The following is a 15,390-nucleotide window of genomic DNA, read 5'->3' on the forward strand; positions in this document are numbered from 1 at the left end:
ATCGCGCAAATTAAAGCTTCATGACATTAGTTTGATAACTCCGCAAAGTATTTGTGAAACAGCGGAATGGTTTCTATGCCTTTATAATAATTGTAAATATCATATTTCTCATTAGGCGAGTGCAGGGCATCGCTATCAAGCCCGAAACCCATCAATACAGTTTTTAAACCAAGCTCGGCTTCAAACAAAGCAACAATTGGGATACTACCCCCACCCCGGGTTGGGATAGGCTCTTTACCAAATGATTCGGCAATGGCTTTTTGAGCAGCACGGTAAGCCACACTGTCGGTTGGGGTTACAGCCGGTTCGCCGCCATGATGCGGGGTTACCTTAACCTTAACATAGGGAGGTGCAATACTTAAAAAATGGTCGGTAAAGAGTTTGGTTATAGCTTCTGACGTTTGGTTGGGCACTAAACGCATAGAGATTTTGGCATTGGCTTTTGAAGGCAACACTGTTTTGGCGCCTTCGCCTATATAGCCGCCCCAAATGCCGTTTAGCTCAAGAGTAGGACGGGTGCCTGTACGTTCAAAAGTACTGTAGCCCTTTTCGCCCCAAAGCTCGGCTACATCAAGGTCTTGTTTGTATCCGGCTTCATCATAAGGCGCTCTGTTAAGGGCTTTGCGTTCTGCTTCGCTAAGCGGTACCACATCGTTATAAAAACCGGGAATGGTGATATGATTGTTTTCATCATGCAGACTGGCAATCATCTGGGCCAGGATGGTGATAGGGTTAGCTACAGCGCCGCCGTAAACACCCGAATGCAGGTCGCGGTTAGGGCCGGTTACTTCTACCTCAAGATAGGAAAGGCCGCGTAAACCTGTTTCAAGTGAAGGATGTTCCATGCTGATCATCGAAGTATCAGAGATCAGCACCACATCGGCTTTCAACTTTTCCTTGTTGGCTTTCACAAAGATGCCCAGGTTGGATGAACCCACTTCTTCTTCGCCCTCAATCATAAACTTAATATTGCAAGGAAGTGTACCGGTTTGCATCATCAGCTCAAAGGCTTTTACATGCATGTAAAACTGTCCTTTATCATCGCAGGCACCGCGGGCGTATATTTTTCCATCCCGAACAGTTGGTTCAAAAGGAGGTGTTTTCCACAGTTCCAACGGATCTGGCGGTTGTACATCGTAGTGCCCATAAACCAATACGGTAGGTTTGGAAGCATCTATGATCTTTTCGCCGTATACAATAGGGTAGCCGGCGGTTTGGCATATTTCAACATTATCAGCTCCGGCATCGCGGAGCTTTGCTGCCACATAATCGGCAGTTTTTAATACTTCAGGTTTGTATTTTGGATCGGCACTAACCGATGCTAAACGTAACAGGTCAAATAACTCATCAAGTAAACGCTGTTTGTTTTGCTCAACATATTGCTTTATGTGCTGCATAATATTATTGTTTGCAGCAAATATAGTTAGTTCATTGGTTCACTCGTTCATTAGTTTATTGGTGAATGAAATTAACCGCGAAAACCAGTAATTCACCAATTCAATAATTCCCAAATTGATTATTAATCTGCCGAACCCAGATCTGATTTTGGTGTATTGACAGCCTTAGTGGCAAACTCAACTTTCTCGACTTTTATTTTAGCTTCTTGTTTAGGCGCTTTATGAGTTAATGATACAGCGGTAAGGCCTGTAGCTATTAAAACCGCTGCTGCAATGATGAATTTCTTCATGTTGTCAACTATTCAAATTTTAGTTTATAACATATGATTTTATAATAGAAGAGTTGTTGATTATGCCATAAAATCAGCAGAGCCTAAATCTCTTTTTGGACCAGGACCAGACATAGCAAAATCAGCAGAGCCTAAATCTCTTTTTGGACCAGGACCAGACATAGCGAAATCAGCAGAACCTAAGTCTCTTTTTGGACCAGGACCAGACATAGCAAAATCAGCAGAGCCTAAATCTCTTTTTGGACCAGGACCAGACATAGCAAAATCAGCAGAGCCTAAATCTCTTTTTGGACCAGGGCCAGACATAGCAAAATCAGCAGAGCCTAAATCTCTTTTTGGACCAGGACCAGACATAGCAAAATCAGCAGAGCCTAAATCTCTTTTTGGACCAGGACCAGACATAGCAAAATCAGCAGAACCTAAATCTCTTTTTGGACCAGGGCCAGACATAGCGAAGTCAGCAGAACCTAAGTCGCGTTTTGGCTGAGGACCGAAAGCGAAATCAGCAGAACCAAGATCACGTTTTGGCTGAGGACCGAAGGCGAAATCAGCAGAACCTAAGTCGCGTTTTGGCTGAGGACCGAAAGCGAAATCAGCAGAACCAAGATCACGTTTTGGTTGAGGACCGAAGGCGAAATCAGCAGAACCTAAGTCGCGTTTTGGCTGAGGACCGAAGGCGAAATCAGCAGAACCAAGATCACGTTTTGGCTGAGGGCCACAGGCGAAATCAGCGGAACCAAGATCACGTTTTGGTTGAGGACCGAAAGCAAAATCAGCAGAACCTAAGTCGCGTTTTGGCTGAGGACCGAAGGCGAAATCAGCAGAACCTAAGTCACGTTTTGGCTGAGGACCGAAAGCAAAATCAGCAGAACCAAGATCACGTTTTGGCTGAGGACCACGGGCAAAATCAGCGGAACCAAGATCTCGTTTTGGTTGAGGGCCACGAGCATCAGCAGAACCTAAGTCACGTTTTGGTTGAGGGCCGTTAGCGGCATTTGCTAATGTGGTGGCCGATAATATGGTGCTTAATGCTAAAGTTGCTATTAGTGTTAAATTTTTCATGATGTTTTTAATGTGGGGGTACGTAAATATTTTTTGTTTATTAAATCTCTTGTTCGTTAATGTCTTTTTTTAGTCGGCGCTGCCTAAGTCTCTTTTAAAACCGGTTGTCAGCGAGTTCACTGGTGCAATCACCATTTTGGTTTTGTTTTCATTTTTGTTTGTAGCTGATGATAATGCACCTGCACTAAGGGCTACTGTTGCTATGAGGATGAATTTTTTCATGTTGTTTTATGTTTTATTGATCTTGAATAGATAAATCAGTCCGCACTTCCCAGGTCTCTTTTGTAACCGGTTGCGAATAAGTGAAGGTTAGCAAACTCAGCTTTTGGTCTTTCCTTTTTGCAGGATGAAATGACCCCGGTGAACAGAATTGCTAAAGCGATGGTGATTATCTTTTTCATGATCGTGTTATATTATCGATGTGGAACTTCCTGTATGATTTAATTGGATTTCAGTCGGCGCTTCCCAGGTCGCGTTTAAAACCTGCCGGCGTTTTGTTGAAATTGACAGCTGTTGGCTGTACGTCTTTTTTTGCCGATGATGACAAAACTGATGACGATGAGAGCACTCCGGCGCCTATGGTAAGGAGTACAAAAAACACTGCTTTTTTCATATTGATTAATTATTGTATTTAATATTCTATTTTTTAAATTAATACGATATATAATATTTATTAAAATCCGTTAAGCTTATTTAAAGCTTATCACAAATATTTTAAAAGTTTGATTTTACTCTCTGTTTTTTAAAAACTCTGTTTTTCTAAAATTTTAAAAAAGATTCTCTGTTTCGTATTTTTATACTGTTAATTATGGCGTTAAATTACTAATTTTAAATGTAATATCATCTGGATTAATTACCGGTATGGTATACAATTTATTGCACGATTTTCACATTATTTCATTTATTTGATATACAAACTGTAATTATATTGTAAATCTCAGGATATATGTTGCAATATTATTGTAATTGCCTGCAATTTATTTGAAGTGATATTGTATAGGGTGTTTTTTTATTTAATATATTGTTTTTCAGATATTTAACAATGCAAATATAAATATGTTTTTAATAGGAGTAAAAAACATATGAAAATAATTTTCCACAATGTTTTTTATTCTTAACATTAAATATAATTCAGCATTATTTTATAACTTTCACCCCAACAGAACGTAGAAGTGTTTCAATGAAAAAAATCGGCACATTTATATTATTCTTTTTATTATCGCTGTCGGTATACGCGAATGATATAATTGATGTTGCTGCAAAAGACACTAATGAGGTAATAAGCCTGAATACCAGCGCTTATTCAAACAGGCTGACAAATCCGGAGCAAACCGTTGAAGATGCCACCAGGGCGCTGAAGCTATCTACCAAACTCAATTATATTAATGGTATTGCAGAAGCTTACCGTGTTATAGGTATTGGTAAATACTACCTTGATCAGCCTGAAAAGGCTATTGAAAATTATCTGAACTCCCTTTCATATTTTACCCGCAACAATAACCTGAGGGGCGAAGCCAAGGTTTATAATAATATCGGCATCCTGTTTCGTGACCACGACTACGAACGCTCCCTTACCTATCTTAACCGATCGCTGGAGATAGCACAAAAAATAAATGATACCAAGTTGGTGGGCTCATTGTATTTAAATATAGGCAACGTTTACACGCGTAAAAATAACCTGTATATGGCGCTTAAGTTTTATGATAAAAGCTTTCCTATATTTCAGAAACTGAGCGATTCGGTAAACCTGATCCAGTGTTTGCAAAATCGTGGTGTTATTTATTTTAAACTTAAAGATTACGATAAGGCCCTGGGTTTACTACTGGAGGCTAATACCGGTGCAAAAGCACGTGACCTGAACGAGTCAGTAGCCAGTGTTGACCTTACGCTGGCAGCGCTTTACATGACCAAAGGCGATTTTAAAAATGCGGAAAAGATGGTACGGGAGGGGACCGCTTATACACAATTAGTAAAGGACCCTAAGCTTGACTACGATTACAAATACACCACATACGAACTGGAGTACAACAAAAAGAATTTTGCCCGTGCGGTAAATTTACTAAGGGAAATATATACCCAGGATAGTGTTACCTATAAAACCAACGTATCGGCGCAAATGAACCTGGTTGAGGCCAAACGCAGGCAGGAAGAGCAACTGAAAGAAAACGAAAGGATTGCAGAACGGCAGGCTTACGACCGGTCGAAATTTTGGGCGGTAACGGTAGTTGCCGGTTTGATGCTTGTGGTAATTGGTTTGCTGATCAGCAATGTAAAACGTAAAGCCAAAACCAATGCACAGCTTACATTGCTAAACGGTGAGGTATCCCGGCAAAAAGATAACCTTGATAGGATCAATCATCATCTTGAAGAGATCATTGATGAACGTACCAAGGATCTGCAGTTAAAAAATAAAAAGCTTTCTGAGCATTCGTCATACCTGTCACATCAAATCAGGGGGCCTATAGCTACGTTACGCGGTTTGATCAACCTTGAAAAAGAAGGCCTGGTTGACCAGGCCGAATGTTTGGATATGATGGACAAATGTGTATCTGAAATTGATGAAAAGATCATCGAAATGAGCGACATGCTACATAACCCGCCAAGAGTTTAACCGGCGCCCGGTCCTCCTTCAGGTTTAACTAAAGTGTACAGGCAGGCTGGAGTGGATCTGTGCTTCTATAAGCCCCAGGTAAATACAATACCACGATATCATTTGTAAAACCAGCAGCTGCCTGTGTTTATTATAGCCCTGTGTTTCAAAAGCCAGTGTTGTTTCATCGCCGGCAGTTACAAAAAACCTTACTTCGCCTTTACTCGGTTTAAAACGTGCCCGCAGCAAATCAAACGCCTTAACTTTTAGCTTACTTTTAGGATCATGGATGATACCGTCGCTCGAGGTTTCGTTTTTTGATATGGAAATAAGATAATTTGACATACAATTTGCTTTAGTAATCTGCACGCCACAATTATTACTCCAAAATCGCTATAAAACGCTCATTATGGATAAATTAGCTAATACACCGGGAAGCTTTTTTGTCTGAATTTCCTTTTGTTAAATATTGTTAACTACTATTTAATGTAGTGGGTGGAACAGGCCACTGATGCGAAGCAAACAATGTACACTATCGGTAAATTGTAATGTTTACTGCACACCTTTAGATAGCTACACTTAGATAGCCACACTGGCCTTATTGCGCAGCTCTTCATAAAGTAATATTACCTTACGTTGTAAACTGGCTATTTCTGATTCGCGGTCTATCAATTTTTTCTGTGCAAGGCTTAAACTCGACGGCTTCATATCAGTTTCGTCAGTATCAAGGGCCAGTATGTTTACCACGTTTACATCAAAAATATTGGCAATTTGTTCAAGACGCGAGAGGTTTATATCGGTTACTCCTGTTTCAATTTTTGAAAACGCAGGAATAGAGATGCCCAAACGGTTAGCCACATCTTCCTGGCTCCATCCATGCTGATGGCGTAATGCCCGGATGTTTTTACCAACGGATTTGTTTGTTTGTTTTTTAATAGTATCGCTCATATCAATTAAATATTAATTAAGGAAAGGGGATACTTATGCAATCCAAATGGTATGCCATCATTAAATTACCTTTAAATTAGTGTTATTAAGGCGATTTAATGATGGACTGTGGCGAGGCTTGGGGAATCATTTCCTCAAAGTAGGGATTTTAACTCTTGGTTTATGTTTACTGAACTATGTAAAGTTTCGCAAATTTTAATAGCAACTGCTTTTGACCAATCTCCTTAAAGAAGATTGTGGCTTTTATATCGGGCTTATTACCCTCAAGAGCGAGTACTTTGCCAAAGCCAAAACGTTCGTGTTCAACCTCCATGCCCACTTGTAAACCGGATGTATCAGAAGGTTTGAAATTGGCCGAAGGTACATGCGCCTTGGCCAGTATCGAAGTGGTTTTTACCGGTGCTGCAGCTGCCGGTTTTGGTCGCGAAAATGTGTCGGGCTGCTTATCTCTGCTCCATGCTTTACGCTCATCATCAAAAAATGGATTATTGCCCGAAGCGGGTTTGGCAGTGTAGTCGAGCTCGAGATATTTTGCGTCAATTTCGTCCAAAAAGCGGCTTGGCTCGCAATTAATCAGTGTTCCAAACTTAAAACGCGAGGTGGCGTAACTGATATGGAGCTTACTTTCGGCACGCGTAACGGCTACATAAAACAGGCGTCGCTCTTCTTCAAGATCGCTGCGTGAGTTAAGCGACATCTGCGAAGGAAAAAGGTTTTCTTCCAGTCCTACAACATAAACCTGCGGAAACTCAAGCCCTTTTGACGAGTGGATGGTCATGAGCGATACCGTATCGGCATCTTTGTTTTTGTCATTATCATCGTTGGTTAACAGGGCCACATCCTGCATGAAAACATCAAGGCCTTTTTCTTCAATATCTTCCCGCTCTGAAAACTCTTTGATCCCGTTTAAAAGCTCCTGGATATTTTCGTAACGGTTAAGCCCCTCTACCGATTTATCTTCATAAAGGTCCTTCAATAAGCCCGAATGCTGCGCGATATACAAAGCCGACTCATAGGCAGACTTGGTTTTGGTAAGCACCTGGAAGCTTTGGATCATGGTAGCAAAAGTGGACACTGCCCCCGATATTTTACCCTCGAGGTATTTGCCCGGCTCAACAATAACTTCCCAGGGCGTTATACCATGCTGATCGGCAGCTACAATGATCTTATCAACCGAGGTATCGCCAATACCGCGTTTAGGATAATTGATAACGCGTTTTAAAGCTTCTTCATCATTAGGGTTAAAGGTGAGCCTGAAATAAGCTATCAGGTCCTTAATTTCCTTACGCTGATAAAACGAAAGCCCACCATATATTTTATAGGGGATGCCCAGCTTGCGCAAAGCCTCCTCCATAGAACGCGACTGCGCATTGGTGCGGTAAAGGATAGCAAATGCCGACCATTTAAGCCCGTTTGAGCTGCGGTCTTGCATAATAGCTTCGGCTACTATTTTGCCTTCCTCGTTATCGCTGAAAGCCCGCATCACCTTGATCTTATCGCCCGATTCTTTTTCGGAGAATACATTCTTTTTAAGCTGGTCTTTATTATTGCGGATGATGCTGTTGGCTACATTCACAATGTTTTGAGTTGAGCGATAATTTTGCTCCAGCTTAAACACCTTCAGGTCCGGGTAATCCTTCTCAAAGTTTAAGATGTTTTGAATGTTGGCACCGCGGAAAGCATAGATACTTTGGGCATCATCACCTACTACGCACAGGTTTTCGTTAACAGCGGCAAGCTTTTTAACAATCAGGTACTGCGAAAAGTTGGTATCCTGATACTCATCAACCATAAGGTATTTAAACTTGTGCTGGTATTTGTTGAGCACGTCGGGGTGCAGTTTCAGGAGCTCGTTGGTTTTATACAGCAAATCGTCAAAATCCATGGCACCGGCGCGGTAGCAGCGGGTGGCATACATCTCATAGATCTTACCCATTTGCCCGCGGCCGCTCGAAAAGTCGTCGGCCTGGATCTGCTCGTTCTTGTTATATTCCTGCCACGAGATCAGGTTATTTTTTGATGCCGAGATGCGGTTAAGTACAAAGTTTACATTGTACAGCTTATCATCAAGGTTCATCTCTTTTAAAATGGCCCTTAAAACGCTCTTGCTATCGTCGGTATCGTAGATGGTAAAGTTGCTTGGATAACCGATTTTTTCGGCCTCAACTCGTAATATTTTCGCAAACACCGAGTGGAAGGTACCCATCCAAATATTTTTAGCTTCGGTACCAACAACGTGGGTAATACGCTCGCGCATTTCACGGGCGGCCTTATTGGTAAAGGTAAGTACCAGTATGTTAAATGAATCAACACCCTTGCGTATCAAATGCGCCACGCGATAGGTAATAACCCGTGTTTTGCCCGATCCTGCACCGGCAATAATCATTACCGGCCCCTCAGTTTGTTCAACCGCTGCCCTTTGTTCGGGGTTTAATCCCTGTAAGTAATCCAAAATCTTTTCCTCTTTGCTATGAGCCAGCGAAATTAAGGTTTTGGGGCGAAAGGGTGAAAAATTTCGGATATCGAATTTGAGATTTCGGAATTGGATTCATTATAATTGAATAATGAAGTTTGATAATTTAAAATGGATTGTAGTTACAATAGTAGCGTTGTTTTGGGCTATTGTTTTAACCTGCGACGCACTGACTACTGATTTTAATGCGGATAACGTTGTTGTTAATGTTTTGCATCTGAGCGCTATAAAGAAAAATACTGGAGGGAGAGGGAGTTTAAATTATGACCTTTATGTGCAAGAAAATGATAAGCATTATAAAATTGGTGCCGATTGGACTGACTGTTTTTACTACGATATCTTTGTTGATAACGTAAAGCCAGGACATGTTATAAGATTGTCTGTTTTAAAGACCAATGGTTTGATTAAGAATAATGATTTGTTGGAGGTTGTAGGCATACAAGTAGATGGGGTAACTTACTTAAATCATGATTGTGTAATAAATAGTGTGAAGGATCAGAGAAAAATATTACCATTTGCATGGCTTTTGGTAATTGGCCTTGTTGCGTATTGGTATTTTAAAATATCTCGTATAAATAAAATAAAGTAAGTCATCCTGCAGTTAATACTGCAATTAAGGTTCTATAAACGTATAAAGATAGTATAATGTTAATTCAAAAACCTGTTAATGGTCTTTACCAGTTTATTCACATCAAAGGGCTTGGGTACAAAAGCGTCATAACCAAAGTTAACCAGGGCAATGGCCTGTTCATGGTAAGCCGAAATCAGGATCACCGGAATATGCCGGGTATCTTCGTTGCCTTTAATAAGCTGGCAAATGCGGCCGCCGTTGAGACCGGGCAGCATATAGTCGGTTAATACAAGATCGGGGTTGTACGCTTTTACAGCACCAATAATATCATCAGTACGGTCAAGACCGGTAACCTCAAAATCATGAAAGGTGAGCACTGTTTCAAGTACCCGCAAAATTTCAGCGTCATCTTCAATTATGAGTATATTTCTTGCCATAGTTAACATGCTAATTGTAATTTGCTATTAGCCTTTAATATTAAAAATAAACAAAATGTTTTATAATTAAAAATATTTTCCAGTGTTTAATTGAAGTCGATATAGGTTTGTATTAGTGGGTATATTGCTTATTAACAGTTGGATATAGTGTTTTTTTAAGGATATTTTATGGTTTTTTAAAGGGTGCATAATTTTACACTGACCGCGATAAAAACAACTCACAGTTAAGTAAACACAATCATCAAAAAAAGCGATGAGCCCAAACACCCATCGCTTTTTGAAGTTCCCTCTAATCTCTAATCTCTAATCTCTAATCTCTAATCTCTAATCTCTAATCTCTAATCTCTAATCTCCTCACAAATCCGAAATCGAAATTCCCAAATCCCAAATCAAAATCACTCTCCCCTGTAAACGTTGTTTTTCAGGTCAACGTCAGGTAGTTGACGATCAGGGTCTATTTCCATGCTTTTAATAGCCGATGTTGAGGGGTATTTAAATTTCCAAACGCCGTCGCGCTGCCAGATATTTACCGGCAGGTGAATAGTTTCGATTTTGCCGTTAGCCTGAACAATTTTAAGATCAACAGGCATAGCCATTTTTTCATTATTGGTAAGTGTGATCAGCGCACCTTCGGCCGGGTTACCTTTGATATAGCTTACCGAACTAATGGCCTGGTCAAGCTTCCAGGTGGTGAAGAACCATGATTTCCAGAACCAGTTCAGGTCCTCGCCGCTGGCATCATTCATAGCCCTGAAAAGATCGTAAGGAAGCGGGTGCTTAAACGCCCAGTTCTTAACATACTCGCGGAAAGCATAGTCAAAGCGCTCGGGGCCAAGCACTACGTTGCGCAATATATCCAAACCTAACGCGGTTTTGGTATAATACTGACCGTAATCATTGAGACCAATGGCTTCAGGAGCGGTCATGAGCGGGTCTTTGCTGTTGCGGTAGCCGGCTAGTACATTTTGCGCCGAACCACTTTTCTCAACATATTCGCCTTTATTAAATTGTTCGGTAGCGTACTCATTAATAAAGGTGTTAAAACCTTCGTCTTGCCACATGTATTTGCGCTCGTTTGAGCCTACAATCATCGGGAACCAGTTATGGCCTATCTCATGGGTAACATCACCCCAAAGCTGTCCTTTTTTCAGGTTGCTGAGGCAAAAGATAGCGCCCGGATATTCCATGCCTAATGCCACGCCCGATACGTTAACTGCCGAATTCCAGGGATATTCAAAGTATAAGTTTGAATAGATCTCCATGCTGTTTTTCAGGTATTCGGTTGAGCGGCCCCAGCCGTCATTGCCCGAACTTTCAACCGGGTAGGCCGACATGGCAATACCCTTGCGGCCCGATGGGAAATTAACCCTTGCCGCGTCCCAGATAAAAGCGTCAGAAGCGCCCCAGGCAATATCGCGGGTATTCTGCATTTTAAAATGCCAGGTAAGCGTACCTTTAAACGGCCGGGTCGAGCCTTTGCCAACTTCACCTGCACTGATGACGGTTACCGTTTTATCGCTGTTGCGGGCTTCTGCCAGCCTTTTTTGTTGTGCTGGAGTAAGTACATCTTCAGGGTTTTGCAAATCGCCCGAGCCAACTACTATTTTGTTGGCGGGAGCAGTGATATAATAGTCAAAATCGCCGTATTCGCAATAGAACTCGCCCAGTCCCATGTAGGGCAGGGTGTTCCAGCCTTCTACATCGTCATAAACGCACATGCGTGGGTACCATTGGGCAATTTCGTAAACATAGCCCTGTTTAAACTTTTTACGGCCCATACGGTCGGCGCCATAAAAGGGGATTGCAAAATCATAATTAACCTTGATCTCTATTTTTTCGCCTTTGCCATCCATTGGGGCATTAAGGCGTAACTGCATCCGTGCATCCGTAATGATAGGATCAACCTTGTAGGTTTCGCCTTTATAGGTAATCTCAACAGAAGCGATATGATAACCACCGCGACTAAATCCACGAACGTCAAACCTGTCGCCGGTGTATGGCGTTACCGCCGCTCCGCGCGAATCTGGTTTAAACAGGTTTTGATCCAGTTGCAGCCACAGATAATCCAACTTATCAGGGCTGTTATTGGTGTAGGTAATGGTTACTTCGCCGGTTATGGTAGTATCCTTGCCTTCATTAAGAGCAGCTTTGATTTGGTAATCAGCGCGGTTTTGCCAGTAATTTGGTGAGGGCTTGCCTGCAGCCGAGCGTGTACCGCCACTGGTAACGGGCCAGGTAATTGGGCCAAAAAGGTCCTGGTGATTGTATTTTGTGGTGTCGGTAGTTTGGGCCGATGCCGGTCGCGTTAACGGCATCAGCGCCACGGCGCATAATAAATAATTCAGTTTTAAACAGTTCATCTTAAATTTTTGATAACAAGGGGGCAAATAAAGGGAAATAATTTGTGAGTTTGATAATTTTTAGGACTGAAAGGGTTGGAGATAAGTGATTTTGACTTATTGGGGGCGGAGTGTTTTGGGGTTGTTGCTTCAATAAGGAAATTATAATTGTTGACTTGTCTTTAATTTAATAAAAGTATCTTTATCTATACCTAACATTATGCCCCACCTTTTTAAGTGTTTCTCATTTCTATTGTTCTTCGTTATCGAAACTGCAGTTGTAAAAGCCAATACGATTGACAAGTTGAAAACAGACAAAGATGTTTTTGATTTGCTCATAAATATGAAGGCTTTTGGCAGTAGTGACGCAATAGAAGTAGTGCCTTCAGATATGTTGCTCAAAAGACTGGACTGTAATGATGTTGCTATAAATTGGAAGGTAAAGTCCTGGGAAAAAGTTGATTTCAATCATGATAAACTCACCGATTTGATAGTTACCGTAAAAGACAACAACAGGTTGTTATTCATATTTGCTGTAATTGATAAAGGGAAAGGTGGACTTAAATGTCTTGAATTGTCTAATAACCGGGGTAGTTATTGCCAATTAGTTAAGCCTATAACGGTAGACGGTATACAAATGATCGCTTATTATTCTAAAAGGTTTAGGATGATTAACCAACAGCTTGAATTGAACGAAACAGAGCAAACTGATACGCTAATTTATTTATTTGGTGGTTTTGTTGAATATAACCGCAAGCCACTTGATTATAACATCAAATCGATCTCTATAAAAGTTACTGATTCAATTAGGGTTACCAATCAGGGAAAAATATTTTATAGTCCGGGCTTGAGAAGAATGTTTCGCGATACGTTGGAAATGAATCTGGCAATTGATAGCAGCCACAATACCTACGTTAGTGATGTGCCGCTAAATAAATTGAACAATATAAAAGCGCTGATAAATTATATTAATATCAAAAAAATGAAAACAAGCTACAGCGTTTTGTGGACTGACGACGCAGAGGCCAATTTAATAGTAGAATTTGCCGATGGAACCAAAAAGAGAATAAAAGACTATGGCATGATCGGCTCATTTGGATTAACCCGTCTGTATCTTACATTACTTGATTTAAAGAATTCGTTGACGTGGAAGTTAGCCCGAAAGTAGTATTGTCCTAAAACTTTTCTAAATAAATTCCATTTAACTTACAGGTGCAATTATATCTGCATTTTTGCAGCAAACACACAGCTATATGAATCGCCTGGCCAATTCCACATCGCCCTATTTATTACAACATGCCAATAACCCGGTAAACTGGTACCCCTGGGGCAAAGAAGCCCTTGATAAAGCCAAAGCCGAAAATAAGCTTATCCTGGTAAGCATCGGCTACTCGGCCTGCCATTGGTGCCATGTTATGGAGCACGAAAGCTTTGAAGATGAAGCTGTAGCCGCCGTAATGAACGAATATTTTGTTTGTATTAAGGTTGATAGGGAAGAACGCCCCGATGTTGACCAGATTTATATGAGCGCCGTACAACTCATGAGCGGCAGGGGCGGATGGCCGTTAAACTGTATCTGCCTGCCCGATCAAAGGCCTATTTACGGTGGTACCTATTTCCGTAAAAATGATTGGACTTCGCTGCTCTTTAATCTGGCCGATTTCTACAAACAAAAGCCCGAAGAAGCCGAAGACTATGCCGTTCGCCTTACCGAGGGCATTCAAAAATATGAGTCGATAGAATTTGTAGTGGCACAGGCAGAACATACGCGGGACGATCTGCAAGCCATCGTAAGCAACTGGAAACGATATTTTGATAAGCAGGAGGGTGGCACCGGCAACGCGCCCAAATTCCCGATGCCAAATAACTGGCAGGCTTTAATGCGCTATGGCTATTTAATGAAAGATGATGAAGTAGCGGCGCAAGTGAAACTTACTTTGCATAAAATGGCTTTCGGGGGAATTTACGACCATGTTGGCGGTGGATTTGCCCGCTATTCGGTTGATGGGCACTGGCATGTACCGCATTTTGAAAAAATGCTGTATGATAACGCCCAGCTTATTAGCCTGTATGCCGAAGCTTACACCTGGCACCCGGATGAATTGTACAAACAGGTAGTTGACGAGATCATCACTTTCAGCACCCGCGAGCTGATGTCACCTGAGTATGGGTTTTATTCGGCGCTTGACGCGGATAGTGAAGGAAAGGAAGGCAAGTTCTATATTTTTACCAAAAATGAGATTGAAGAGATTTTAGGCGATGATGCCGGTTTGTTCAGTATCTACTACAATATTACGGAGGATGGCAACTGGGAAGAGGAGGAATCGAACGTATTGTTCCGGAAGGACAGCGATGAAGATCTGGCCGCAAAATTAGGGCTGCCTGTTCATGAATTGCTTGCCAAAATAGCTGCATCCCGTCAAAAAGTTTTTGAAGCACGCAGTGTACGCGTACGGCCGGGATTGGATAACAAGATCCTGGCATCGTGGAATGGCCTTATGTTAAAAGGACTGACCGATGCTTACCGTACGTTTAATAAGCCGGAATACCTTGAACTTGCACTGAACAATGCCGGGTTTATTTTAAATAACCTGCTTGGTCAAAATGGCAGGCTATCACGGGTTTATGGTGTCACATCGTCGCAGGATAAGCCTGTTGCTTTTTTGGATGATTATGCCAATATCATTGATGGACTTATTGCTTTGTATGAAGTTACCTTCAATGAGCATTGGCTGCAGCAGGCCAAAAGCCTTGCCGATACAGCCATAGCCCACTATTATGATGAAGCAAGGGGTATTTTCTTTTTTACGGCCGACGATGATGAGCAGCTGATTGCCCGCAAATCTGAAATTATGGATGGGGTGATCCCTGCCTCTAATTCGGTTATGGCACGGGTGCTTAAAAAGTTAGGCTTGCTTTTTGATAACGAAAGTTACATTGAGGTTTCGGCACAGTTATTACGTAATGTAATGCCGCAGCTGGCAAAATATGGTTCGGCCTATTCAAACTGGGTGATGCTTTTGCTGGATGAGGTGTTTGGAATAAACGAAATTGCGATAACGGGAGCCGGAGCGGAAACTTTCAGAAAGGAAATGGAAAATAATTACATCCCCAATAAAATTATGTTGGGCGGTAATACAGGAAGTTTACCTTTGCTGCAGGATAAGTTTGGTGCATCAACGCAAATTTTCATTTGTAAAGATAAAACCTGCGGATTACCTGCTAATAACCCGGCAGATGCCCTTAATGAGGTAGAAGCCAGATTTTACAACTAAAAACAATT

15 protein-coding genes are annotated in these 15,390 nt (G+C 41.6%); 4 read left to right on the plus strand and 11 right to left on the minus strand.

Translation table 11 applies throughout. The features are described from left to right. Positions 1-26: 26 nt before the first annotated feature. The 6 genes from IEX80_RS00565 to IEX80_RS00590 form a co-directional block, all read right to left on the minus strand. Complete coding sequence (locus tag IEX80_RS00565; protein WP_188831605.1) at positions 27-1,397, minus strand: dipeptidase; 1,371 nt, start codon at positions 1,395-1,397, stop codon at positions 27-29. Between the two features lie 122 nt (positions 1,398-1,519). After that, positions 1,520-1,687, minus strand: a complete 168-nt coding sequence (locus tag IEX80_RS00570; protein WP_175489903.1) for a hypothetical protein — start codon at positions 1,685-1,687, stop codon at positions 1,520-1,522. 60 nt (positions 1,688-1,747) lie between these two features. After that, positions 1,748-2,749 (minus strand): hypothetical protein, encoded by a 1,002-nt coding sequence (locus IEX80_RS00575; protein WP_188831606.1) that lies wholly within the window; start codon positions 2,747-2,749, stop codon positions 1,748-1,750. A gap of 69 nt (positions 2,750-2,818) precedes the next feature. Beyond that, positions 2,819-2,971 carry a hypothetical protein gene (locus IEX80_RS00580; protein ID WP_167516176.1) on the minus strand — a complete coding sequence of 51 codons (153 nt, stop codon included), beginning with the start codon at positions 2,969-2,971 and terminating at the stop codon, positions 2,819-2,821. A gap of 35 nt (positions 2,972-3,006) precedes the next feature. Beyond that, positions 3,007-3,150, minus strand: coding sequence for a hypothetical protein (locus IEX80_RS00585; protein WP_175489904.1), 144 nt, complete (start codon positions 3,148-3,150; stop codon positions 3,007-3,009). A gap of 50 nt (positions 3,151-3,200) precedes the next feature. After that, entirely contained in the window at positions 3,201-3,362 is a 162-nt protein-coding gene (locus IEX80_RS00590; protein WP_175489905.1) for a hypothetical protein, read from the minus strand. A gap of 567 nt (positions 3,363-3,929) precedes the next feature. On the opposite strand from IEX80_RS00590, the gene IEX80_RS00595 reads away from it, so the two are divergent. Next, positions 3,930-5,360: a tetratricopeptide repeat protein gene (locus IEX80_RS00595; RefSeq protein ID WP_090524554.1), complete on the plus strand. Its 1,431-nt coding sequence runs from the start codon at positions 3,930-3,932 to the stop codon at positions 5,358-5,360. Positions 5,361-5,384: 24 nt separating this feature from the next. Here the strand turns inward: IEX80_RS00595 and IEX80_RS00600 are convergent, their stop codons facing one another. The 3 genes from IEX80_RS00600 to IEX80_RS00610 all read right to left on the minus strand — a co-directional run bounded on the left by IEX80_RS00600 (position 5,385) and on the right by IEX80_RS00610 (position 8,739). Continuing rightward, entirely contained in the window at positions 5,385-5,684 is a 300-nt protein-coding gene (locus IEX80_RS00600) for a hypothetical protein (protein WP_090524556.1), read from the minus strand. 234 nt (positions 5,685-5,918) lie between these two features. Beyond that, positions 5,919-6,287: a helix-turn-helix domain-containing protein gene (locus IEX80_RS00605; RefSeq protein WP_090524558.1), complete on the minus strand. Its 369-nt coding sequence runs from the start codon at positions 6,285-6,287 to the stop codon at positions 5,919-5,921. 166 nt (positions 6,288-6,453) lie between these two features. Further along, positions 6,454-8,739: an ATP-dependent helicase gene (locus IEX80_RS00610; RefSeq protein WP_112657936.1), complete on the minus strand. Its 2,286-nt coding sequence runs from the start codon at positions 8,737-8,739 to the stop codon at positions 6,454-6,456. 112 nt (positions 8,740-8,851) lie between these two features. Here IEX80_RS00610 and IEX80_RS00615 point away from each other — a divergent pair, with 112 nt between their 5' ends. Beyond that, a complete protein-coding gene (locus IEX80_RS00615; protein WP_188831607.1) occupies positions 8,852-9,349 on the plus strand; it encodes a hypothetical protein in 498 nt (165 codons plus the stop codon). Positions 9,350-9,408: 59 nt separating this feature from the next. Here the strand turns inward: IEX80_RS00615 and IEX80_RS00620 are convergent, their stop codons facing one another. Together IEX80_RS00620 and IEX80_RS00625 are read right to left on the minus strand one after the other, a co-directional pair. Next, on the minus strand, positions 9,409-9,768 hold the full coding sequence (locus IEX80_RS00620; protein WP_188831608.1) for a response regulator: 360 nt from the start codon (positions 9,766-9,768) through the stop codon (positions 9,409-9,411). Between the two features lie 395 nt (positions 9,769-10,163). After that, positions 10,164-12,128: a M1 family metallopeptidase gene (locus IEX80_RS00625; protein WP_188831609.1), complete on the minus strand. Its 1,965-nt coding sequence runs from the start codon at positions 12,126-12,128 to the stop codon at positions 10,164-10,166. A gap of 199 nt (positions 12,129-12,327) precedes the next feature. On the opposite strand from IEX80_RS00625, the gene IEX80_RS00630 reads away from it, so the two are divergent. Then, a complete protein-coding gene (locus tag IEX80_RS00630) occupies positions 12,328-13,275 on the plus strand; it encodes a DUF6438 domain-containing protein (RefSeq protein ID WP_188831610.1) in 948 nt (315 codons plus the stop codon). 85 nt (positions 13,276-13,360) lie between these two features. Further along, complete coding sequence (locus IEX80_RS00635) at positions 13,361-15,382, plus strand: thioredoxin domain-containing protein (RefSeq protein WP_188831611.1); 2,022 nt, start codon at positions 13,361-13,363, stop codon at positions 15,380-15,382. Positions 15,383-15,390: the final 8 nt, after the last annotated feature.

The sequence above is a fragment of the Mucilaginibacter rubeus genome, assembly GCF_014643835.1.
Lineage (GTDB): Bacteria > Bacteroidota > Bacteroidia > Sphingobacteriales > Sphingobacteriaceae > Mucilaginibacter > Mucilaginibacter rubeus.